Origin of the sequence: Nocardia sp. NBC_00511, assembly GCF_045161165.1 — a bacterium.
In the GTDB taxonomy this organism is placed as follows: domain Bacteria; phylum Actinomycetota; class Actinomycetes; order Mycobacteriales; family Mycobacteriaceae; genus Nocardia.
Genome location: NZ_CP107849.1, coordinates 648,573 through 668,770, shown reverse-complemented (window position 1 = coordinate 668,770; position 20,198 = coordinate 648,573). Strand labels below are relative to the sequence as shown.

General features: G+C 65.9%; 26 protein-coding genes. 13 read left to right on the top strand and 13 right to left on the bottom strand.

What is annotated here, in order from left to right; all coding sequences use genetic code 11:
• Positions 1-99: 99 nt before the first annotated feature.
• The 3 genes from OG300_RS03175 to rimP form a co-directional block, all read right to left on the bottom strand.
• Positions 100-408, bottom strand: a complete 309-nt coding sequence (locus OG300_RS03175) for a YlxR family protein (protein WP_405498453.1) — start codon at positions 406-408, stop codon at positions 100-102.
• Positions 409-560: 152 nt separating this feature from the next.
• Positions 561-1,610: a transcription termination factor NusA gene (gene nusA / locus OG300_RS03170; RefSeq protein ID WP_405491937.1), complete on the bottom strand. Its 1,050-nt coding sequence runs from the start codon at positions 1,608-1,610 to the stop codon at positions 561-563.
• Complete coding sequence (gene rimP, locus OG300_RS03165; RefSeq protein WP_405491935.1) at positions 1,607-2,221, bottom strand: ribosome maturation factor RimP; 615 nt, start codon at positions 2,219-2,221, stop codon at positions 1,607-1,609. Before rimP ends, nusA begins: the two co-directional genes overlap by 4 nt.
• Positions 2,222-2,558: 337 nt before the next feature.
• Here rimP and OG300_RS03160 point away from each other — a divergent pair, with 337 nt between their 5' ends.
• The 4 genes from OG300_RS03160 to OG300_RS03145 all read left to right on the top strand — a co-directional run bounded on the left by OG300_RS03160 (position 2,559) and on the right by OG300_RS03145 (position 5,965).
• Entirely contained in the window at positions 2,559-3,077 is a 519-nt protein-coding gene (locus OG300_RS03160; RefSeq protein WP_405491933.1) for a hypothetical protein, read from the top strand.
• Entirely contained in the window at positions 3,074-3,508 is a 435-nt protein-coding gene (locus OG300_RS03155) for a ferritin-like domain-containing protein (protein WP_405491931.1), read from the top strand. Before OG300_RS03160 ends, OG300_RS03155 begins: the two co-directional genes overlap by 4 nt.
• Positions 3,509-3,692: 184 nt before the next feature.
• Positions 3,693-5,120, top strand: coding sequence for a three-helix bundle dimerization domain-containing protein (locus OG300_RS03150; protein WP_405491929.1), 1,428 nt, complete (start codon positions 3,693-3,695; stop codon positions 5,118-5,120).
• Between the two features lie 191 nt (positions 5,121-5,311).
• On the top strand, positions 5,312-5,965 hold the full coding sequence (locus OG300_RS03145; protein WP_405491927.1) for a Uma2 family endonuclease: 654 nt from the start codon (positions 5,312-5,314) through the stop codon (positions 5,963-5,965).
• Between the two features lie 18 nt (positions 5,966-5,983).
• Here OG300_RS03145 and OG300_RS03140 read toward each other — a convergent pair whose 3' ends face one another.
• On the bottom strand, positions 5,984-6,130 hold the full coding sequence (locus OG300_RS03140) for a hypothetical protein (RefSeq protein WP_405491925.1): 147 nt from the start codon (positions 6,128-6,130) through the stop codon (positions 5,984-5,986).
• On the opposite strand from OG300_RS03140, the gene OG300_RS03135 reads away from it, so the two are divergent.
• A complete protein-coding gene (locus OG300_RS03135) occupies positions 6,065-6,388 on the top strand; it encodes an MmpS family transport accessory protein (protein ID WP_405491923.1) in 324 nt (107 codons plus the stop codon). The genes OG300_RS03140 and OG300_RS03135 overlap by 66 nt on opposite strands.
• Before the next feature lie 299 nt (positions 6,389-6,687).
• Here OG300_RS03135 and OG300_RS03130 read toward each other — a convergent pair whose 3' ends face one another.
• Positions 6,688-7,632, bottom strand: a complete 945-nt coding sequence (locus OG300_RS03130; protein WP_405491921.1) for a GlxA family transcriptional regulator — start codon at positions 7,630-7,632, stop codon at positions 6,688-6,690.
• Positions 7,633-7,741: 109 nt separating this feature from the next.
• On the opposite strand from OG300_RS03130, the gene OG300_RS03125 reads away from it, so the two are divergent.
• Positions 7,742-8,371 (top strand): HD domain-containing protein, encoded by a 630-nt coding sequence (locus OG300_RS03125; protein ID WP_405498452.1) that lies wholly within the window; start codon positions 7,742-7,744, stop codon positions 8,369-8,371.
• Positions 8,368-8,976 carry an HD domain-containing protein gene (locus tag OG300_RS03120; RefSeq protein ID WP_405491919.1) on the top strand — a complete coding sequence of 203 codons (609 nt, stop codon included), beginning with the start codon at positions 8,368-8,370 and terminating at the stop codon, positions 8,974-8,976. The genes OG300_RS03125 and OG300_RS03120 overlap by 4 nt, the downstream gene beginning before the upstream one ends.
• Before the next feature lie 101 nt (positions 8,977-9,077).
• Here OG300_RS03120 and OG300_RS03115 read toward each other — a convergent pair whose 3' ends face one another.
• The gene (locus tag OG300_RS03115) at positions 9,078-9,812 is read right to left on the bottom strand and encodes a hypothetical protein (RefSeq protein WP_405491917.1); all 735 of its coding nucleotides are present in this window, start codon (positions 9,810-9,812) and stop codon (positions 9,078-9,080) included.
• A 182-nt stretch (positions 9,813-9,994) separates the two neighbouring features.
• Between OG300_RS03115 and pnuC the strand changes: the two genes are divergently transcribed.
• From pnuC to OG300_RS03100, 3 genes are read left to right on the top strand one after another with little or no spacing between them, the layout of a single operon-like run.
• Positions 9,995-10,657 carry a nicotinamide riboside transporter PnuC gene (pnuC, locus tag OG300_RS03110; protein ID WP_405491915.1) on the top strand — a complete coding sequence of 221 codons (663 nt, stop codon included), beginning with the start codon at positions 9,995-9,997 and terminating at the stop codon, positions 10,655-10,657.
• Complete coding sequence (locus tag OG300_RS03105) at positions 10,654-11,781, top strand: AAA family ATPase (protein WP_405491913.1); 1,128 nt, start codon at positions 10,654-10,656, stop codon at positions 11,779-11,781. Before pnuC ends, OG300_RS03105 begins: the two co-directional genes overlap by 4 nt.
• A 9-nt stretch (positions 11,782-11,790) precedes the next feature.
• Positions 11,791-12,162 carry a hypothetical protein gene (locus OG300_RS03100; RefSeq protein WP_405491911.1) on the top strand — a complete coding sequence of 124 codons (372 nt, stop codon included), beginning with the start codon at positions 11,791-11,793 and terminating at the stop codon, positions 12,160-12,162.
• 182 nt (positions 12,163-12,344) lie between these two features.
• On the opposite strand, the gene OG300_RS03095 is transcribed toward OG300_RS03100, so the two are convergent.
• From OG300_RS03095 to OG300_RS03085, 3 genes are read right to left on the bottom strand one after another with little or no spacing between them, the layout of a single operon-like run.
• The gene (locus OG300_RS03095) at positions 12,345-12,536 is read right to left on the bottom strand and encodes a DUF397 domain-containing protein (RefSeq protein WP_405491909.1); all 192 of its coding nucleotides are present in this window, start codon (positions 12,534-12,536) and stop codon (positions 12,345-12,347) included.
• 12 nt (positions 12,537-12,548) lie between these two features.
• Positions 12,549-12,740: a DUF397 domain-containing protein gene (locus OG300_RS03090; protein WP_405491907.1), complete on the bottom strand. Its 192-nt coding sequence runs from the start codon at positions 12,738-12,740 to the stop codon at positions 12,549-12,551.
• Positions 12,737-13,639 (bottom strand): helix-turn-helix domain-containing protein, encoded by a 903-nt coding sequence (locus OG300_RS03085; RefSeq protein ID WP_405491905.1) that lies wholly within the window; start codon positions 13,637-13,639, stop codon positions 12,737-12,739. Before OG300_RS03085 ends, OG300_RS03090 begins: the two co-directional genes overlap by 4 nt.
• 285 nt (positions 13,640-13,924) lie before the next feature.
• Here OG300_RS03085 and OG300_RS03080 point away from each other — a divergent pair, with 285 nt between their 5' ends.
• Entirely contained in the window at positions 13,925-14,161 is a 237-nt protein-coding gene (locus tag OG300_RS03080; RefSeq protein WP_405491903.1) for a hypothetical protein, read from the top strand.
• A gap of 234 nt (positions 14,162-14,395) precedes the next feature.
• On the opposite strand, the gene OG300_RS03075 is transcribed toward OG300_RS03080, so the two are convergent.
• Positions 14,396-16,144, bottom strand: a complete 1,749-nt coding sequence (locus OG300_RS03075; RefSeq protein WP_405491901.1) for a proline--tRNA ligase — start codon at positions 16,142-16,144, stop codon at positions 14,396-14,398.
• A gap of 58 nt (positions 16,145-16,202) precedes the next feature.
• Between OG300_RS03075 and yaaA the strand changes: the two genes are divergently transcribed.
• Entirely contained in the window at positions 16,203-16,946 is a 744-nt protein-coding gene (gene yaaA / locus OG300_RS03070; protein ID WP_405491899.1) for a peroxide stress protein YaaA, read from the top strand.
• A gap of 30 nt (positions 16,947-16,976) precedes the next feature.
• A complete protein-coding gene (locus OG300_RS03065) occupies positions 16,977-17,369 on the top strand; it encodes an ankyrin repeat domain-containing protein (RefSeq protein WP_405491897.1) in 393 nt (130 codons plus the stop codon).
• An 87-nt stretch (positions 17,370-17,456) separates the two neighbouring features.
• Here OG300_RS03065 and OG300_RS03060 read toward each other — a convergent pair whose 3' ends face one another.
• The 3 genes from OG300_RS03060 to OG300_RS03050 all read right to left on the bottom strand — a co-directional run bounded on the left by OG300_RS03060 (position 17,457) and on the right by OG300_RS03050 (position 20,125).
• Complete coding sequence (locus OG300_RS03060) at positions 17,457-18,269, bottom strand: ABC transporter permease (protein ID WP_405491895.1); 813 nt, start codon at positions 18,267-18,269, stop codon at positions 17,457-17,459.
• Positions 18,266-19,282, bottom strand: coding sequence for an ABC transporter ATP-binding protein (locus OG300_RS03055; RefSeq protein WP_405491893.1), 1,017 nt, complete (start codon positions 19,280-19,282; stop codon positions 18,266-18,268). Before OG300_RS03055 ends, OG300_RS03060 begins: the two co-directional genes overlap by 4 nt.
• A gap of 159 nt (positions 19,283-19,441) precedes the next feature.
• Positions 19,442-20,125, bottom strand: coding sequence for a PadR family transcriptional regulator (locus OG300_RS03050; protein WP_405491891.1), 684 nt, complete (start codon positions 20,123-20,125; stop codon positions 19,442-19,444).
• Positions 20,126-20,198: the final 73 nt, after the last annotated feature.

The following is a 20,198-nucleotide window of genomic DNA, read 5'->3' as shown; positions in this document are numbered from 1 at the left end:
CACTCAGAGGTCGAGCGCAGCAGCCCGTTTCACGACGGGGCGCCCGCACGACCTCGACTAATTTCGAAGGCCGATCATTTCTGGGACTTCACGGTTTGCTCATGAGTGCTCGTGCCTGTTCTCTACGTAATGCTCCAGGGCTGAGATATCCAGATGTCCGGACACTCGTAGTGCTCTGCCGAATGCTCGGCGCCGAACTGCTTGGCTCAGACAAGACGAAGTGGGGTGCAACCAGGCACCCCTTCCGGGAAGTCTGCGCCGCGGATCCGGAATGACCGCCAGCTCCTGCCCATCTTCGGCAGAACCTTGCGCCACGACCCGCATCAGATCGGCAGCCAGCTCGCGTCTGCGACATCCTATGCAGGTCCGAACGGGTTTCGAGCTATCCGATTCCCGCTCGGCGCGCAGAGAAGCCGAAGACTCGTGCTGAGCCTGCGTCCACTCTACCGCTGTCACGTCCCGATCTCCGCATCCGTACCCCTTGGAAGTTACCAACCTGTCATCCGAGGGGTCTGTTTCACAAATTTCGGGACCGGCTCGGCCGGACGCGTCCGGCAAGATCAACCCCGGTGTGACTCGCCGCCACCGGCCGCCGCGGCGGGCCTGGAACCGCCCTGGGAATCAGCGGCCGCATCACTGCGGATGTCGATTCGCCAGCCTGTCAATCGGGCTGCCAGCCGGGCATTCTGGCCCTCCTTGCCGATGGCGAGGGAGAGCTGGAAGTCCGGCACCACCACGCGTGCGGCCCGGGCATCGGGGTCGACGATGGTGACGGAGACAACCTTCGAGGGGGACAGCGCATTCCCGACGAAGCTCGCCGGATCCTCGGCGTAGTCGATGATGTCGATCTTCTCGCCGGCGAGTTCGCTCATCACGTTGCGCACGCGCTGACCCATCGGGCCGATGCAGGCGCCCTTGGCGTTGACGCCGGACACCGTGGAGCGCACCGCGATCTTGGAGCGGTGCCCGGCCTCGCGCGCCACCGCCACGATCTCCACCGAGCCGTCGGCGATCTCGGGGACCTCGAGGGCGAACAGTCGCCGCACCAGGTTGGGGTGCGTGCGCGAGAGGGTGATCTGCGGGCCGCGCGGACCGCGCGAGACGCCGACCACGTAGCACTTGATGCGTTCGCCGTGCTCGTAGCTCTCACCCGGCACCTGCTCGGCGGGCGGGATAACGCCCTCTGCCCCATGGGCTTCCGAGCCGATCCGCACCACGATGGTGCCGCGGGCGTTCATCCGGGCGTCGCGTTGCACGACGCCGCCGACGATATCGCCCTCGTGCGTGGCGAATTCGCCGAAGGACTTCTCGTTCTCGGCGTCGCGCAGCCGCTGCAGCACGACCTGGCGGGCCGTGGTGGCGGCGATGCGGCCGAAACCCTCTGGCGTGTCGTCCCATTCGGAGATGACGTTGCCGTCGGCGTCGACCTCGCGGGCCATCACCCGCACGGTGCCGGTCTTCTGGTTGATGTCGATGCGGGCGTTGGTCTGGTGCCCGTCGGTGTGCCGATAGGCGGTGAGAAGCGCGGACTCGATCGCGGAGATCACGGTCTCCATCGAGATCCCCTTGTCGGCGACAATCGCGCGCAGGGCTTCGATTTCGATGTTCATTCCACGATCCCTTCGGTCAGTGAATCGGACGCTGCTGTGTCGGTTTCCTCCCGAGCGCCGGGCTGTGGTCGCCCCGGCGCTACTCCCCCTGCCAGTTCGAGTTCGGCGGCGCCGGGTGGACTGAACTCCACCTGCACGACCGCGGATTCGATATCGGCCAGCGGCACCGTCACCCGGTGTGGCTTCCGCTTGCCGCCGAGGACCAGCGCCACCTCGGTCTCGGTGGTGGCGCCCACACGGGCCTCGAACGTGCTCTTGCCCTTCTCCTCCGGTGATTCGGCGCCGGGACGGAGAACGATCTTCACCTTGCGGCCGCGGGCGCGCTGCCAGTGGCGCGCGCTGGTGAGGGGCCGGTCGATACCGGGGGTGGTGATCTCGAGCAGGTACGGGGTTTCGCCGAAGTCACCGGCGTCGTCGAGGGCCTGCGAGACCTCCTGACTCAGGTCGGCCACCGCGTCCAGGTCGGCGTTGTCGTCGCTGTCGACGATCACCTTGACCTTGGTGTGGGTGGTACCGGCAGCCGAAATCACGACGCCTTCGAGGTCGAATCCTCGGCGTTGTGCGAGACCAGCTAATAGCTGGCTCACCCTTTCCTCGGTCGGCATCGGCATGTGCTGCGGCTCCTGGTTCAGTTGTCACGGGTTGAGTTGTCGGTAAATCGGTACTGGTCGGGCGCGGTCGGTGGAACCGGTGCACCGCCGGGTGGGGCGGCGCCGGTGAAATACCGAACCGAAGGTCTAGCGTAACGCGCTGAAAGAGTGTAAAGGACCAGCCGACTCTCTCGACTTCGGCATGGTCGGCAGTGCGCCGCGGACGGCGTGTCACCGCCGCGATCACGGCGTGTCCGTTGGCGACGCGCCCGTGATGGTTGCCCATCGTCGCTGATCACACCCTATCGAAGCAACCTGCCGCAGCAAGCGGTCGGCGACGGCTGGCACGATGTACCCCGTGCCCAGCCTGCTCATCCCCGATTCTTCGACTCCCGCCGTGACTCGCCGCACCGCATTGCGGCTGGCGGGCGGTGGTGCGGTGGCGGTCGCCGCCGTCGGCGCGCTCACCGCGTGCACGAAGGACGACGCACCCGCCGCCCCGGATCCGTTGCTGGCACAGGAGACCGCGGCGCTCTACGATTCGGCCGCCGCCAAGGCGGCGATCGCCACGGTGCCGGATCGGGCGGGGCAGTTGCAGACCATCTCCGATCAGCGTGCCGCGCACGCGAATACGCTGCGCACCGAGATCGACCGGGCCGTGGGCGTGTACGGGGACGGCACCACGCCGAGCCGCCGGGTGCCGCCGACCCCGCCTGGCGCGATCGTCTCGCCACACATTGCCGAATTGCGTACCCGACTGAGTGATTCGCAGCGTTCGGCCGCCGCCCTGTCCGCCACCCTCACCGGATACCGCGCCGGCCTGCTCGCCTCGATCAGTGCCAGTTGCGCCACGCACGCAGGAGTTCTGCTCGCATGACCACCGCTGATCAACAGGCGCTCACCGATGCGTTGAGCGCCGAGTACGCCGCTGTCTACGCCTACGGGGTGATCGCGGCCTACGCCAATCATGATCGCGACAAGTTGGTCGCGGAGTACACCGCCGCGCACCGGGCGCGGCGCGATTCCACCATCGAGTTGCTGAAGGCCAGTGGCGCAACGGTTCCCGAGCCGGCGGCCGCCTACACCTCGCCGATCGTGGTGAACGATCCGATCCCGGCCGCGAACCTGGCGGTGACGGTGGAGTCGGATACCGCGGCGGCGTGGCGGTCGCTGGTGGAGCGGTCCTCGGACGACAAGCTACGCCGGACCGGGATCGACGCGCTCACGGAATGCGCTGTGCGCCTTGCCACCTGGCAGTCGATTCTGGGCGCCAATCCGATCACGGTCGCTTTTCCGGGTCAGGCCTGAGGTTCCCGCCCACGGACTGGGGCACCGGGAATTCGCCGGCTCCGCACCCGCCGTTTGCCTTTTCGATCAGGATTCGGCCATTCCCGCGCCATAGGGTCGGTGCGGCGTGGCCTTTCCCGGTTCGAAACTGGCGTGTATTTCCTGGTCGCGCAGCCAATTCCGGTGTAAGGGCGAGGGAGATGCTGTGGCGGTCGATACTGCCCGGGAAGAAAAAGCACTGCGCGAGTTGACGAGTCGCCTGGTGGAGCAGTACGGCGAGGCGCATCCACCGGATCGCGTGGAGGCCGTGGTGGGTGCGGTGCGCAAACGCTTCGAGGGTCATTCGGTGCGGGATTTCGTCCCGATTCTGGTGGAGCGGATCGCGCGGCGAGAGTTGGATCCGCTGCGCGCGAAGAACAATACCGCGCAGATTGTTCTGGCGAAGTCGGGTGGTGAGAATGGTTCTCCCGCCGCGCATTCGGCGGAGAGTTCCGGTGGATTCGCCGGTGCGGTAAAGCGTTTCGTTCCCGCGGGTCTCGCACAGAACAAGAAGGTGCTGGCCTTGGTGGCCGCCGGTGTCGTGGTGGTGCTGGCGATAGCGGTGATCATGGCTGTGCGGCAGCCGGATTCGTCCTCCGCGCCCGCCGCCGCTCCGGCGTTGACCACGGTGCACGGTGTGATCGGTTCGGAGAAGGCCGCGTTCTTCAACGACCCGCAGGTGGCCGACGCGCTGGCGAAACACGGGTTGAAGGTGGACTTCGAGCCCGCCGGTTCGCGTCAGATCGCCACCTCGGTGGACCTGAGCAAATACGATTTCGCCTTCCCATCGAGTGCGGCGGCCGCCGAGCGCATCCAGCGCCAGTCCGGGGTAACCGCGAAGTACACCCCCTTCTCCTCCCCCATGGCCATCGCCACCTTCAAACCGATCGCGGACCTGCTGACCCAGGCCGGAATCGTACAGCAGGGCGCGACAACAACTTTCGATGTCGAGAAGTACCTGTCGCTGGCCGAGAAGGGCACCCAGTGGAACCAGTTGGACGGCAACACCGTCTACCCGGTCTCCAAGAACGTCCTGGTAGCCACCACCGACCCCCGCACCTCGAACTCGGCCGCCATGTACCTGGCCGTCACCGCCTACGTGGCCAACGACAACACCATCGTCCGCGGCACCACCGCCGAAGACGCCGCGGTCTCCCGCGTCTCGCGCCTGTTCACCCGCCAGGGCTACACCGAATCCAGCAGCGACGGCCCCTTCCAGGACTACCTCGCCAACGGCATGGGCCCCGTCCCCATGGCCTGGATCTACGAGGCCCAATACGTGGACGCCGCAGTCCACAACCAACTCAAGCCCGACATGGTCCTCATGTACCCCAAACCCACAGTCCTCTCCCAACACACCGTCGTCCCCCTCAACGACAAGGGCGACAAACTAGGCAAACTCCTCACCACCGACCCCGACCTCCAACGCCTCGCCGCCGAACACGGCTTCCGCCCGGCAGACGCGTCCCTCTTCACCAAAGTGACCACCGCCCACCAGATCCCGGTCGACACCAACCTGGTCAACGTCGTAGATCCCCCCAACTACGACACCCTCGAACACCTCCTCGACGACGTCGCCAAGTCCTACAACTGACCGCCGACACAGGGCCGTGCGGTTCCGAACATGCTGCGCGGCCTTACCTTTCGAAGTCTGCACCCCACGATCCATCCGACCGGCCGGCGGCTACGAATCTCCCGAGAATGAGAACGTCAGTTCGAAGGGGGACCATGGCGAGTTGCGAGTGGTGGGAAGATCCAGAGGTCGGCCGAGCTACCATGAACGGTATGCCGACCACGCCTGTCGAGCGCCCTGACCTGCCGGAACGGATGACCTGGGAGGAGCTCGGGCAATTGCCCGACGAAATCGCCGGAGAGATCGAACTGTGGGATGGCCGCCCGGTTTGGCTGCGGCGCGCGCCATTCGAGCACCAGGAATACACGAATATGCTCTGGGCGGCATTACGCCGATGCGCACGCGCGGAGATGTCCCGGCAGCCGGAACGGTGCTGGCGAGTCGCCACCGAAACAAATATCTTCTTCGGCCGAGACGGTAAATCGGACTTCGTGACACCGGATTTCCTCGCCTTCCGCTGCCTCGAGCACGAGTACGAGGATGTCCGGGCCACGGATGTCCTGATGGTGGGCGAGGTGCTGTCGAAGTCCAATTCCGAGCAGGACATCGAAGCGAAGAAGTCCCGCTATGCCGCAGGCGGAATCCCCTGGTACTGGGAAGTCACCCTCGCCCGCAACCCCCGCCGGATTTCCAGTGTCCGAACATACGCACTCGAAACCGGCCACGGGACACTTCCGGACGGCGTGAGCCCCTTGCACCCGGCCAACTATCTCATCGCAGGTGAATGGATCGCCGACGTACATGACGGCATCACATTCGACTATCCGTTCCCGATCCGGATCACGTGGGAAGAACTCGAGTTCTGAGCCTCGGCATGCGGTAGCTCAGGAGCCCTTTATAAATCTCAGGTAGAAGGCGCCGAAGAGTAGGACTATGCCGATGTTGGCCATCAGGCGGGGCCAGGGGTGGTGTCTGAAGATCAGGATGTCTACGCCGCCTATGAGGATGATCATCGCGATCACGTAGAGCACGGTGGACGCCTGTCTTCCCATAGGTCAGTTTTACGCCATGCACCGCGGCTCGGGCAGCTGCCGTACCGGGCGGCTAGTGCGAGTAAGCCTCAGCGGGTGAAAACAAGTGCGGCCGATTCGATCCTCGGGTGGAACATGAACGTGCAGAACACGGGTTCGGGCTCGATCTCGTGCCGAGTCACCGTGGACGGGGTGGTCAAGGACGAGCAGACCGTTACCGGTTTCGCCCAGATCGCCCAGTGCACCATCACCAACTGACACCAAGATCGATTAGCTCGCTGAGAGTGGTTGTGCGGCAGTGCCATCGGCGGCGGCACTTCGTTTTCCGCACAGCCTCGAACGGGACTTCGATGATCTCGTGTGGTGGGTACCCATGATCGACTCGGAGCTGCCTACGATCTCTGCGGTCACCGAGACTGGTTCCCTCGATGACCATCGGTGGAATGCTCCACCTTTCGCGGGGTGCCCTGCGCCTGCTCTACCCATCCACTGGACACCGCAATCCAGGACTGGGGCGGGCGCAGGGCCCAACGCCGTTGCGGCAGCGGCATTCGCGGTCACGACTCGCGAGTGGTGGCGAATCGGTGTTTGTAGTCGGTGGGGGTGAGGCCGAGGTGGCGGGCGAAGGCGCGGCGGAGGGATTCGTCGCTGCCGAGGCCGCTGCGGCGGGCGGCGGCGGTGATGGTGTGGCCGTTGAGGATCAGTTGCTGGGCGAGGTCGAGGCGGACTCGTTCGATCCAGCGGGCGGGGGTGGTGCCCAGTTCGGCTTGGAAGAGGCGGGTGATCTGGCGGGGGCTCAGTGCTACGGCGGCGGCGAGGGTGGTGGCGCTGTGGTCGGCGGCGGGGTCGGCGTGGACGGCGTCGATGATGGTGCGCAGGGCGGGGATTCGCGGTGGCGGCGTGTCGAGTGCGGTCGAGAATTGGGATTGGCCGCCGGGGCGTTGGAGGTAGACGACCAGTTCGCGGGCGACGGCGCGCGCGGAGTCCGGGCCGTGGTCGTGTTCGAGCAGCGCCAGCGCCATGTCGATGCCCGCGCTGATGCCCGCCGAGGTCAGGTAGGGGCCATCGCTGACGTACAGGGCGTCGGCCACGACATCGATGTGCGGGTAGCGGTGGGCCAGGGTGGCGGCATGCCGCCAATGGGTGGTGGCGCGGCGGCCGTCGAGCACCCCGAGTTCGGCGAGCACGAACGCACCGGTGCAGACCGAGGCCACTCGAGACGCGGTGGCGGCCAGCGTGCGCGCGGCGTCCAGCAGTTCCGCGTCGACGCGATGCCGCACGAGATGCTCACCGCCCGGGATGACCAGGGTGTCGATCGGTCCGGCGTCGGCGACCGCGGTGGTGTCCAACGCGATGCCCGACGAACTGCGGACCAGTCCGCCACCGGGCGACAGCAGCACGGATTCGTAGCGGCCCTCGGCATTGTGCAGGACATCCACCGGCCCGGAGATGTCGAGCAGGGTGACCTGGTCGCAGACGAGGAATCCGACGCGATGACTCATGTCCGAATCTGTGGTTTGTTTGGCATTTTGGACATGGTGGGAGTGTAGCGGGCGCGGGCACAGTGGACACCGGACCCGATCGAAGGAGGTAGGAACGGTGAGTACGGAGATGATCGCCGGGGTGGCGATCCCCGACAGCGCGCTGGCCCGCGAGGCGACCCAACTGGTGCGAGAGGTGGCGTCCGCGTTGGTGTTCCACCATTCGCGGCGAGTGTTCGTCTTCGGGGCGCTGCGCGGGCTCGGCGCGGGGCTCGAGTTCGATCCGGAGCTGTTGTACGTGGGCGCGATGTTCCACGACCTCGGGCTGACCGAGAAGTACCGCACCGCCGATCAACGATTCGAGATCGACGGCGCCGACGAGGCCCGCCGGTTCCTGACCGCCCACGGCATCGACACGGCGGCCGCAGATCGGGTGTGGACGGCGATCGCACTGCACACCACCCCCGAGATCCCGCTGCACATGGCGGCGGAGATCGCACTGGTCACCCGTGGCGTCGAGTTGGATGTGCTGGGTATCGGCTACGACGCGATCACCGCTGCCGAACGCGCGGAAGTCGTTGCCGCGCACCCGCGCCCGAACTTCAAAACCGAGATCCTGGCCGCGTTCACCGACGGCATCCGGCATCGCCCGCAGACCACGTTCGGCAATGTGAAGGCCGATGTGCTCGCCCATTTCGTCCCCGGTTTCGTGCGCGGGGATTTCGTGGAGGTCATCGAGAATTCGGCGTGGGCGGAATGAGCGAACTGCCCGAAGTCGACACCGCCGCGGCGCGCGCCGCGCGAGAAGTGGCCCGCCGCTACCACTCTCCCGCCATGTTCAACCATTCGATGCGCTCCTTCCACTGGGCGACGACGCTGGCTCACGCGGAAGCAATCACCGTCGATCGCGAGCTGCTGTATGTCGCCGCGGCGTTCCACGACATCGGCCTGGTACGCGAATTCGACTCGTATGCACTCGATTTCGAGGATGCGGGCGGTCACGTCGCGATGGTCTTCGCCGCCGGTGCGGGCTGGCCCGCAGCGCGGGCACAGCGCTTGCACGAGATCATCGTGCGGCACATGTGCGCAGCGGTGGATGTCGATATCGATCCTGAAGGCCACCTGCTCGAACGCGCCACCTCCGTCGACATCAGCGGCCATGGCGTCGACCTGCTGTCTGCCGACACCCGCGCGACGGTGCTGTCACACTGGCCGCGGTTGGGCCTGGCCGAGGAGTTCACCCGCTGCTTCGAACATCAAGCCGGGCGTAAACCGCACAGCAGCCCGGCGACCGCGCTACGAAATGGGCTGGCGGACAAGCTCCGCGACAACCCGCTCGACATCACACGAGACCCCGCGCCGTAGCGTTCTCGGCCTGCGCCCGCACTATCCTCGGGAAATGCGCGAAATATGGCAGCCAGCAACAGGATAGTGCGGGCTGAGGCCGGTTCCGATCACACGCGACCTCAGGCGGGACTGAGTTCCTGTTGCAGGACGAGTGTTGGACTCCAGGGTGGGGTGTCGAGCCCGGCACGATTGGCCATCGCCACCATCCCGGGCAGGTCATCTTCCGCGAACGGTGGTGAACCCAGACATATTGTCGCGCTCACGAATTCGGTGAGCACGGCAGCGGTGAGGGTGCCACGCTCGGCATGGTCGACCAGACGATCGCACAGCGCCAGCACCTCGGCGAAATGTCCGTCATCGGCTTCCAGATCGGCGGCCATGTCATGGACCAGATCGTCACGGTCGAGGAAGCGGGAGATGCCGCATTCGAGGCCGTCGTCGGCGAGGTCGTCGGGATAGGGGGCGCGGCGCCAGGCGGCGTTGTCCCACCAGTAGACGCAGCCGAGCATGTCGTCGAGTTCCGCGAGGTCGGCGCGCGGCAGCCAGTCGGGTGCTCCGGCGAGCATGTCGATGGCGGGGCGCTCGGATTCGTAGTTGTACCAGCGCACTTCGCTGGCGTCGTCTTCCCCGAACAGCACCGCCCGCCCCTGCCCCAGCCAGGCCAGCGTCCACCAGGTGGATCCGCAGTCGTCCAGGTGCACCCCGGTCTCGTTGAGCCAGATCCCCGTCCGACCCGCCCCGCGCCGCTCTGCTTCCCGGTCGTATCCGGCCAGCGCCAGCGCGGCCCATCGAGACCACAGCACCCACGCGTCCGGTAGATCCGATGGCCTGCCCGGACGATGAATCTCCCCCACGATCGATATCCTCTCCGCCCGCTCGCACACTACGTCCGAGCCTGCGGCGCAGTGTAGTGGCGTGCACCGACCCGAAAGCCGCTCGCCGCCTTCTCGATGGCTACGCCGATCAACCGTCCTATGCGGTGTGGGACTGACGCGTTCTACGTTATAGTCACCATGACTTTAACTAAGGAGTGCTGGTGATCGACTGGCTCGGTGGAGTGATCCACCCACTGCTCGGGGTGGCGTACACCATGTTCGGGGAACCCGTCACCTGGATCGAGGTCTTCGGGTTCGTCAGCGGTGGGGTGTGCGTGTGGTTGACCGTGCGGCGGAAAATTTGGAACTTTCCGGTGGGGATCGCGAATTGCCTGTCGTTTCTGCTGCTGTTCGTTTCCGCGCGGCTGTGGGCGGACGCGGGGCTTCAGGTCGTGTACGTGGTGCTCGGGGTGGCCGGGTGGTGGCAGTGGTTGCGCCGCACGGAGAGTGGGCCGCTCGTGGTGACCTACGCCGCGCGCCGGGAGATGGGCTGGTGTCTCGCGTTCGTCGCGGTCGGGACCGGGGCGTTGTACCTGCTGTTGAAGGCGACGCATGATTCGGCTCCGCTGCTCGACGCGTTCACCACCTGCTTGTCGCTCGCCGCGCAATGGCTGTTGAACGCCAAGCGGATTCAGAATTGGTACTTCTGGATTGCGGCCGACTGCGTCTACGTTCCGCTGTACGCGGTCAAGCATCTCAACCTGACTGCGCTGGTGTACGTGCTGTTCCTGGGGATGTGCCTGGCGGGCCTGCGATCGTGGCGACAAGCGCTGGCCGAGGGGCCTGCCGAAACACCGCTGCTAGCAGAGGATTCCGCGGCATGACCGACTACCGGCACGGGTTGCTGATCGGGAAGTTCTACCCGCCACACCAGGGTCATCACGACCTGATCCGGCAGATAGCGCGGCAGTGCGACGAGGTCACGGTGCTTGCGATGAAGTCCGCCGCCGAGACCATCCCACTGACCGACCGTATGGCATGGCTGCGCGCGGAACATCCCGACGTGCGCATCGCCGGAATTCCCTGCGACGCACCGCTGGACGTCACCGACGACCAGGTGTGGGCCGCGCAGGTCGCTGCCATGCGCGCGGGGTTGCGGGCAGCGGGCGCATCGCAACCGGTCGACGCCGTCTACTGCGGTGACTCCTACGGCCCCGAACTCGCGCGGCGGTTCGGAGCGGTGTCGGTGCCGGTCGAGCGAACTCCCCTCAGCGCCACCGCGGTTCGGCGCGACCTCGCCGGGCGCTGGCAGGATCTGGCACCCGCCACTCGGGCCGGGTTGGCAACCCGCGTGGTGGTGCTCGGGGCCGAATCCACCGGCACGACGACGATCGCCCAGGCGCTGGCCGACCACTACGCGGCTCGCGGCGGCGAATGGGCGAACACCCGTTGCGTGCCGGAATACGGCCGCGAATACACCGAACTCAACTGGGCAGCCCAACCCGACCGTGCCCTCGATGAAATCACCTGGGACGCCGACGACTTCGATACCGTCGCCATCGAACAGACCCGCCGTGAACAAGCCGCCGCCCGCTCCGGATCGCCCCTACTGATCTGCGACACCGACGCATTCGCCACCGCGATCTGGGAGCGCCGCTACCTCGGCGCGGCAGCCAGACCCGCCCAACCATGGACCGAGGTCCCACCCCGCGCCGTCTACCTGCTGACCGACCACATCGGCGTCCCCTGGCACGACGACGGCCTACGCGAGGGCGACCTCACGATCCGCGCCGCGATGACCGACTGGTTCGCCGACGAACTGACCCGAGCCGGCCACTCCTGGGTCCTACTGACCGGCCCCCTCCAACAACGCCTCAACCTGGCCATCCGCACCGTGGACCCCCTCCTCGCCCTGGCCATGCGATTCGGCGAACCCATGCACGGCCCCGGCTTCGAACCGACGCCAGATCAGCAGCCCCGCAGCCGGTTTCATCAGCCGACCCGATAGCTTCGAGAGGTGTTCAAGGTCGAAATGCGGCGGAGATTCGAAGCCCGCCAAGGACTCACATCCCCAGCATGGCAAGCATCGGGCCGAAAGCCACTGACCACCTTCACCGTCACCATGCGTGTGGCCTTCGAGTTCTCCGACGATCAACTCGACGGCGACGAACGATTCATCGACACCGACACCCTCGAGGCCCTCCTCGACGACTACGCCAACCAACTGTCCCGCACCGCCTGGACCGAGACCTTCGACCACCGCCCAACCTTCGAGTACGTCACCTGCTGGCTGTACCAGCAACTGTCGCAACACATCCCGCAGCTGTCGTACGTCTCGCTCGACAACGAGACCATCGGCGTCACCACCGCGTACAGCAATCCGGCCTGAACCTACAATTCACCCCATCGATAGTCAGGAAACTGATTCTCGCCGGGCGCTTTGTAGGTTGAGACCGGTCTCGAGAGCCGTGGCATTCCCGTCGACACAGTCTGAGCCACTACAAGATCAAGGAGCTCTCACCGCGAGAATTTGTCCGAATCCACAAGGTGAGAACTCCTTGATCTTGGTTGTCAGCGGCGCCACACGCCGCTGGCGAGGAAGGCCGCCCAATCGTCAGCCGGGAAGGACAGGATCGGGCCAGTGCCAAGGTCTTTCGTATCGCGGACCAGGGTCGACGTAGCTTCGTGTCGCACCTCGACGCATTGGTTGCCTGCGTCGGAGCAGGTCGACTTGTGCCACTGGCCCATGACTGACTTGCTCATGTTTGGTACGCCCTAGCGCTGCCAGATGCCGCTGTCCAGGAAGGCTGCCCACGTGGCGGCCGGGAACTCCAGGATCGGGCCCAGGCCAACATCCTTGGTGTCACGGACCAGGGTGGCATCCAGCTCGTGGCGTACCTCCACACATGCTGTGCCGCTTTCCGACCTGCTCGATTTGTACCATGTGCCGAATGACGGGGTTCTCACGCTGCGTACTCCTTCGCGTACTGCGTCACCAAGTCTCTGGTCTCTCGCTCTGTCAACGCTACCTCGCAGAGGGCCGAAATGGTCGTCTCAAACTTGCCTACCACGTCGTCGCGCTCGTGGTAGATGCCCACGCCCTGAGCGCCTTCCACGTAGACGACGGAAGGATCGACGAATCCGTTTGCCAGCTTCGGGAACTCCAGCATCGTGAACGACTGTGCCGTCAGTCCTCGATGAACACCCGAGTCGAACCTGATCACTCGAATGCTGACGTTCGGGCGTTGCCCGACTTCTGCCAGCCAGCGCAACTGCGCCGACATGGCAGCTCCGTCGGCAGGCCGATGGTTCAGAACAGCCTCCGACAGTAGAACTTTGAGAAGGAACCCTTCCTCATCGATCCGCGCTTGACGTTGGGCCGTGAGTTCGATTCGACGCTCGAGATCTACGGCCGATACCGCAGGTCCGTCGATGTGGATCACTCCCTTGCGGTAGTCGGAGGTCTGCAAGAGTCCTGGCACCAGGATCATTTGGTGTGTCGTCACGATTCGTGCCGATGTCTCGAGCCTCAGATAGTGGGGAAAATGGGCCTCGTACTGGTCGGCATAGGGTCGCCAGAAGCCCCTCGAATTGCCTTGGAGCTGCGCCGCTTTGGCCTGTTCCTTGACCTCGTCCCAGAGGGAGAGAGCTTCCTCACGAGTTGCATCCGCAACCCCGTAGAACGCCAGGAGGTCCCGGAACTGGGAGGTGGCGATCTTGGTCGACAAGCCATCCTCCATCCGTAGCAACGTCTGCCGCGAAACCTCGATCTCCAAGCCTGCCGCGAGCGCGGTCTTTCCAGCCCCTTCACGAATCTGCCGAAGGAATCTACCGAATGCCCTGCGAGAAATCGTGGCTCCGCTCATTTCGTTAGCCTCGCTATTCGGGTTGGCACCTTTTGGGCCTGCTCAAATTGTGCATCCACCATTCTTCATGGCTTAGCTATTGTGCGCGTTCCAGATACGCAAGACTAGATATATTCACAAACTGCCAGCAGAGGCGACGGGGAGTCTAAATGAGCTGGGCTGCTTGGACTTTGATGGTCATGACCGCGTTCGAATCGGCATTCATCGGTGCATGCATGGTCGAGGACATCAGACATACCGGTCGGCACTGCAAGAGAACAGGAAGGCATCGGAGGTGAATCGATCGTGGATATGTTCGAGCGATTGGAATGCTGCGACGTAGCGGATGAAGAACCGGCGATGACTACCGCTGAGGCGATGGAATCGCTTGTGTTGCATCACGAATGCCTTACCGCGCTGTGTGAGCGGAAGATGGCGGCGGGGCAGGTTATCAAGACCGATGCGGAGAAGGTGGACTCTGCCAAGGTGATTCGGTTTCCGGGGAGCTGGACGGAGTCGGGCTGTGGCACGTGTGATCCGTGATCGGCATCGGGCGCCGTATCGGCGGCCTGCGACGCTTGTCGAGGCGAAGAGTGGACTCCATCGGCATCGGGCTTGCCATGAGGAGTGTGCGGCCAAGCAGAGTTATGCGAGTGCCGTCAGGGAGATGGTTCGCGCGCCTGGGATCGGGTGGAATCTCTGGCGGGAGGGCGGTGGATAGCGAAGTGGCGCACCACCCGGAGGTGATGCGCCACTTCAGCTTTGATGAAAGACCTGTCAGCCGCGGATCTTGGCTGCCACCGTTGCCACGGCGGTGTCGGCGGCCAATTCCTCAGCCGTTCCGGCGAAGCGGTCGCGGAGTTCGATCTTGCCTTCGGCCCAGCCGCGGCCGACCACGACCACGTACGGCATGCCGAGCAGTTCGGCGTCCTTGAACTTCACGCCGGGGGACGCGGTGCGGTCGTCCAGCAGCACCTCGAAGCCGAGGGAATCGAGTTCCGCCGCAACCTGTTCGGCTCCGGCGCGGGCCTCGGCGTCCTTGTTGGCGATGACCACGTGGACGTCGAACGGCGCGACCTCGCGGGGCCAGCGCAGGCCCTTGTCGTCGTGCATCTGCTCGGCGAGGACGGCGACCATGCGGGAGACGCCGACGCCGTAGGAGCCCATGGTGAGGCGGACCGGCTTGCCGTTCTCGCCCAGCACGTCGACCTGGAAGGCGTCGGTGTACTTCTGGCCGAGCTGGAAGATGTGGCCGATCTCGATGCCGCGGGCGGCTTCCAGGACGCCGCGGCCGTCGGGCGAGGGGTCGCCGTCGCGGACTTCGGCGGCCTCGATGGTGCCGTCGGGGGTGAAGTCGCGACCGGCGACCAGGCCGACGTAGTGCTTGCCGGGCTCGTCGGCGCCGGTGATCCAGCTGGTGCCGGAGACCACACGGGGGTCGACGAGGTAGCGAACGCCGTTGGCCTGCAGCGCCTTCGGGCCGATGTAGCCCTTGACCAGGAACGGGTTGGCCTTGAAATCCGTCTCGTCGAGCAGCGCGACCTCGGCGGGCTCGAGGGAGGTCTCGAGGCGCTTCTCGTCGACCTCGCGGTCGCCGGGGATGCCGACGCCGAGCAGTTCGGTCTTGCCGTCGGGGTGGACCAGCTTGACGAGAATGTTCTTCAACGTGTCGGCGGCAGTGACCTCGCGGCCCAGCACATCGGCGGTGTTGGCCCAGTCGACCAGGGTGGCGATGGTCGGCGTCTTGGGGGTCTCGTGCACGACGGCGTCGGCCTGGCCCGCGATGGCGATCTCCGGCGGGGCGGCCGTGATCACGGCCTCCACGTTTGCGGCATAACCGGATTCGCGGCACACCACATAGGTGTCCTCGCCGTTGGGGCTGTCGGCCAGGAACTCCTCGGACGCGGAACCGCCCATGGCGCCCGACGTCGCGGCGACGATCACGTACTTCACGCCGAGGCGGTCGAAGATCTTCTGGTAGGCCTCGCGGTGGGCGTTGTAGCTGTTCTTGAGCCCGTCCTCGTCGAGGTCGAAGGAGTACGAGTCCTTCATGATGAATTCGCGGCCGCGCAGGATGCCCGCGCGCGGACGCGCCTCGTCGCGGTACTTGGTCTGGATCTGGTAGAGCGTGACCGGCAGATCCTTGTACGAGTTGTACTCACCCTTGACGGTGAGCGCGAAGAGTTCCTCGTGGGTGGGGCCGAGCAGGTAGTCCTGGCCCTTGCGGTCCTTGAGGCGGAAGAGGGCGTCGCCGTATTCGGTCCAGCGGTTGGTGGCTTCGTAGGGTTCGCGCGGCAGCAGGGCCGGCAGCGAGATCTCCTGTGCGCCGATGGCGTTCATCTCCGAGCGGACCACGTCCTCGACCTTGCGCAGCGTGCGCAGGCCGAGCGGCAGCCACGAGTAGACGCCGGGCGCGATCCGACGCACGTATCCGGCGCGGACCAGCAGCTTGTGGCTGGGCACCTCGGCGTCGGCGGGATCGTCGCGCAGGGTGCGCAGGAACAGTTGGGAGAGGCGGGTGATCACGGCTCATCACCCTAGCCGCTGCTCGCTCGCAGTTCACAAGGCATTACCGTGTTGGCTCGTGCTGGTGCTGCTGCCTCCCTCAGAAACCAAGTCCGACGGTGGTTCGGGCTCCCCCCTGGATTTGGATTCCCTTTCGATGCCGCAGCTCACGGCGGTGCGGGACAAACTCGTCACGCAGTTGATCGCGTTGGCCGCCGACCCGGACGGCTCGCGGTCCGCGCTCGGCCTGGGCAAGGGGGCTGACGCGGAGATCGCGCGCAATGCCGCGCTGCGCACCTCGGCGACGCGCCCGGCGCTGGACCGCTACACCGGGGTCCTCTACGACGCGCTCGACGCGCCCGGGTTCACCAAGGCGCAGCGGGCGAAGGCGGAGGCCCGGCTGGGCATCGGCTCGGCGCTGTTCGGGGTCGTGCGCGCGGGCGACCCCATTCCGGCCTACCGACTTTCCGGTGGTTCGAAACTGCCGGGCCTGCCGACATTGCAGTCGCTGTGGAAGCAGGTGCTGCCCGAGGCCCTGCGCGAGGAGGCCGCGGGCGAGCTGACCGTCGATCTGCGCTCAGGCACCTATCAGGGCCTGGGTCGCATCCCCGGCGCGGTGACCACGACCGTGCTCACCGAACGTCCCGACGGCAAGCGAACCGTGGTGAGCCACTTCAACAAACACCACAAGGGGCTGCTGGCGCGGGCGCTGGTGCTCTCGCGCACCGAGCCGTCCGATATCGAGGGGCTGGCGCGGCTCTCGGAGAAGTCGGGTCTGCGCACCGAGATCGCCTCCCCCACCGAGCTGCTGATCCTGACCTGACCTCACACCCGAGTGGTAGGAAGAGAAGTCGTGGAACCCAAAGATCTGGACCCCGAAGTACTGGAGCTGGCGAGCAAGATCTTCGATCTGGCCCGCACCGGCGACGCCGCCACGCTCGGCGCGTACCTCGACGCCGGGGTGCCGGTGAACCTGACCAACGAGAACGGCGACACGCTGCTGATGCTGGCCGCCTACTACGCCCATCCGGACGCGGTGAACGTGCTGCTCGAGCACAAGGCCGACCCGAACTTCGGCAACGACAAGGGCCAGACCCCGTTGTCCGGCGCGGTGTTCAAGGGCGAGGACGCGATCGTGGCCGCACTGCTGGCCTCGGGCGCGGACCCGAACGCGGGCAGCCCGTCCGCGCGCGACGCGGCCGAGATGTTCGGGCAGACCAAGTACCTGTCGCTGTTCGACAGCTGAGGCGGACGGTCCGGACGGCAGGGTCGCCGCCCGGACCTGATCACCGCATCGGGCACGAATGTGGACCCGACGCTGCCGCGTGCCTACCTACTGGCTGCGCTGGTAGTTGCGGAACGCCGACAGCGCCCACCAGAACGCCAGTGCCGCAAGGGCTGTCAGGTATCCCAGATGCGCGGCCACACTGCCCGCGTCGGCGGTCCCCGCCAGGCCGCTGCGGCCGATGTCGACCGCCCAGGTGACCGGGTTGAACTTCGAGATCGTCCGCACCCAGCCCGGCATCAGCGCGGTGGCCATCATGCCCGAGGACAGGAACGTCATCGGCAGAATGATCAACTGCGACATGCCGATCAAGGCGATCTGGCTGCGCGTGGTCAACGCCAGCGCCACCGACCCCGCGCAGAATGTCGCCGCCAGCAGCGTCGCCGCCGCCAACGCCAACAGGATTCCGACCACACCGCCGGGATACCGTGCGCCCCCGGCGAATCCGATGACCAGCACCAGCGCCGACTGCACCAGTCCGATCACCAGCTGCACCAGCAGCTGCCCGGCGACGATCGCGCTACGCGAAACCGGCGCTGTCAGCAGCTGATTCATGACCCCGTTGTCGATGTCCTCGATATACCCGGTGCCCGCCCAGACCCCGGAGTACAGCACGGTCATCATCAGCACACCCGGTGCCAGGAAAGTGATGTAGTTGGCAGCCCCGAATCCCGGGATCTCCCCGACACTCTTGAATACCTGCCCGAACAACAGAATCCACACGATGGGCTGCAACAGGGCGGCAAAAACACCCCACGATTCCCGCAGCGTATTCATCATCCACCGCCGGAAGATCTGCCCGGCCGCGAGCAACCAACCGGCCGTGGGCAATTCGCGAACAGGAGCATAAGCGGTGGTCATGCCGCCACCTCCTGGGTGTGGTCGCCGGAGCGGTAGGAGCGACCGGCGTAGTGGAGGTAGACATCGTCGAGGCTGGGGCGGGAGACGGAGACCGCGCCGAAGGGGATTGCGGCGGCGTCGAATTCGGTGACCACTCGGCCGACTACGCCGGAGAGATCGTCGGTGCGGGCGATGAGGCGGCCGTTGGGGCCGTCGCGTTCGATGACGATGTCGCGCAGGGTGGGGATGCCCGCGCTCACCGTGCGGACGGCCTCGATGTCGGGGGCGAGGAGTTCGACCGAGACCGTGTCGCCGTCCAGGGTCGATTTCAGTTGGGCCGGTGTGCCTTCGATGACGGCGCGGCCGTGATCGATGATGACCAGGCGGTCGGCGAGTTCGTCGGCTTCCTCCAGGTAATGGGTGGTGAGGACCACCGTCAGGGCCGACTCGGTGGCCAATCGGCGGATCTCCGACCACATCTCGGCGCGGGCCTGCGGGTCCAGGCCGGTGGTCGGTTCGTCCAGGAACAGCACCTGCGGGGTGTGCACCAGACCGACGGCGACGTCGAGTTTGCGGCGCATGCCGCCGGACAGCTTGGCCACCTTGCGATCTCGCGCGTCGGCGAGCTGGAACTGGTCGAGCAGGGCGGTGGCGCGGGTCATGGCGTCGTGGCGGTTCAAGCCGTGCAGGCGCGCGGCCATCACCAGGTTCTCGAAGGGTGATTGCCGCGGGTCCGCGCCGGAACCCTGCGAGACGTAGCCGAGGCGATGCCGGATGGCGGCCGCGTCGGTGGTGACGTCGAATCCGGCCACCCGGGCGCTGCCGGAGTCGGCGCGCGAGAGGGTGGTGCAGATCTTGGTGGTGGTGGATTTGCCCGCGCCGTTGGGGCCGAGCATGCCGTAGACGGTTCCGGCGGCGATGGTGAAGCTCAGGCCGTCGAGGGCTCGGACATCCGGCTTGCGCCGTCCGCCCGGATAGGTTTTGACGAGTTCGCGCACCTCGACCGCGGTCGAGGACAGGGGTGTGACAGGCATGGTTGTTCCTCGTGTTCGGGGGATGCGAACGAGGACCGAACCGATGGATATGCTGGTGAATGCAGTTCGAGCAGCCAGCGGTTCGCCGTCGGTCGTTCGGATCCGGCGAGGGCTCGGGTGTTGACGCACCCGGGCCATCGTTGTTCTCGGGGTCGATTGCTAGATCGGTGGTGTCGGCATCCCCCATTCCTGGATCAGCTTGTCGGTCTCTTCCGGCGGCACCCGGCCGGGCGGATATTTCGCGGTGAGGTCGGCGATCTGCCGCCAGCCGTCCATGCCGCCGAGCGCACCGGATTGCATCCGGTCGGCGATATCGGCGGTGAAGGCGCGGTCGGCCTCCAGCAGCCGCAGTTCGTAGTTGCCCTCGATGAGCAGCAGTTCGGGCAGCCAGCTCTCGACGGCGGCGACCTGCTCGTGGATTTCGGCGATCCGCTTGTCCAGCACCGTGATTCGACGCCGCAGCAGCGTGACCGTCTCGTCCGGACCCAGTACGGGCAGGAACGACAGGGCCGCCATGAATCGCGGATATTCCTTCTCGGGCTCGGCGATCCAGGAGCGCAACCACTCTCGCATCTCGATGAAACCGGCGTCGGTGATCCGGTAGACCGTGCGCGCGGGCCGGTTCCCGTCCTGTTCGGCCGAGACGACCTCGATGAAACCCTGACCCAGCAGGGACTCCACCACGGGGTAGAGCGCGCCGTAGTTGATCCGGACGCTGCCGTCCTTGCCGCGCTGCTTGAGCGTCTGCGAGATCTGATACGGGTGCATCGGCCGTTCGGCCAGCACCACCAACACGGCCAGAGCCAGCGGATTGACCCGGCGAAATGCTCTCTTGGCGGCCATCTCCACCTCCTTACTCTGACCAGAGTAATCAATACTCTGTTCAGAGTAGACCCGCGGGATCCCATCGACAAGG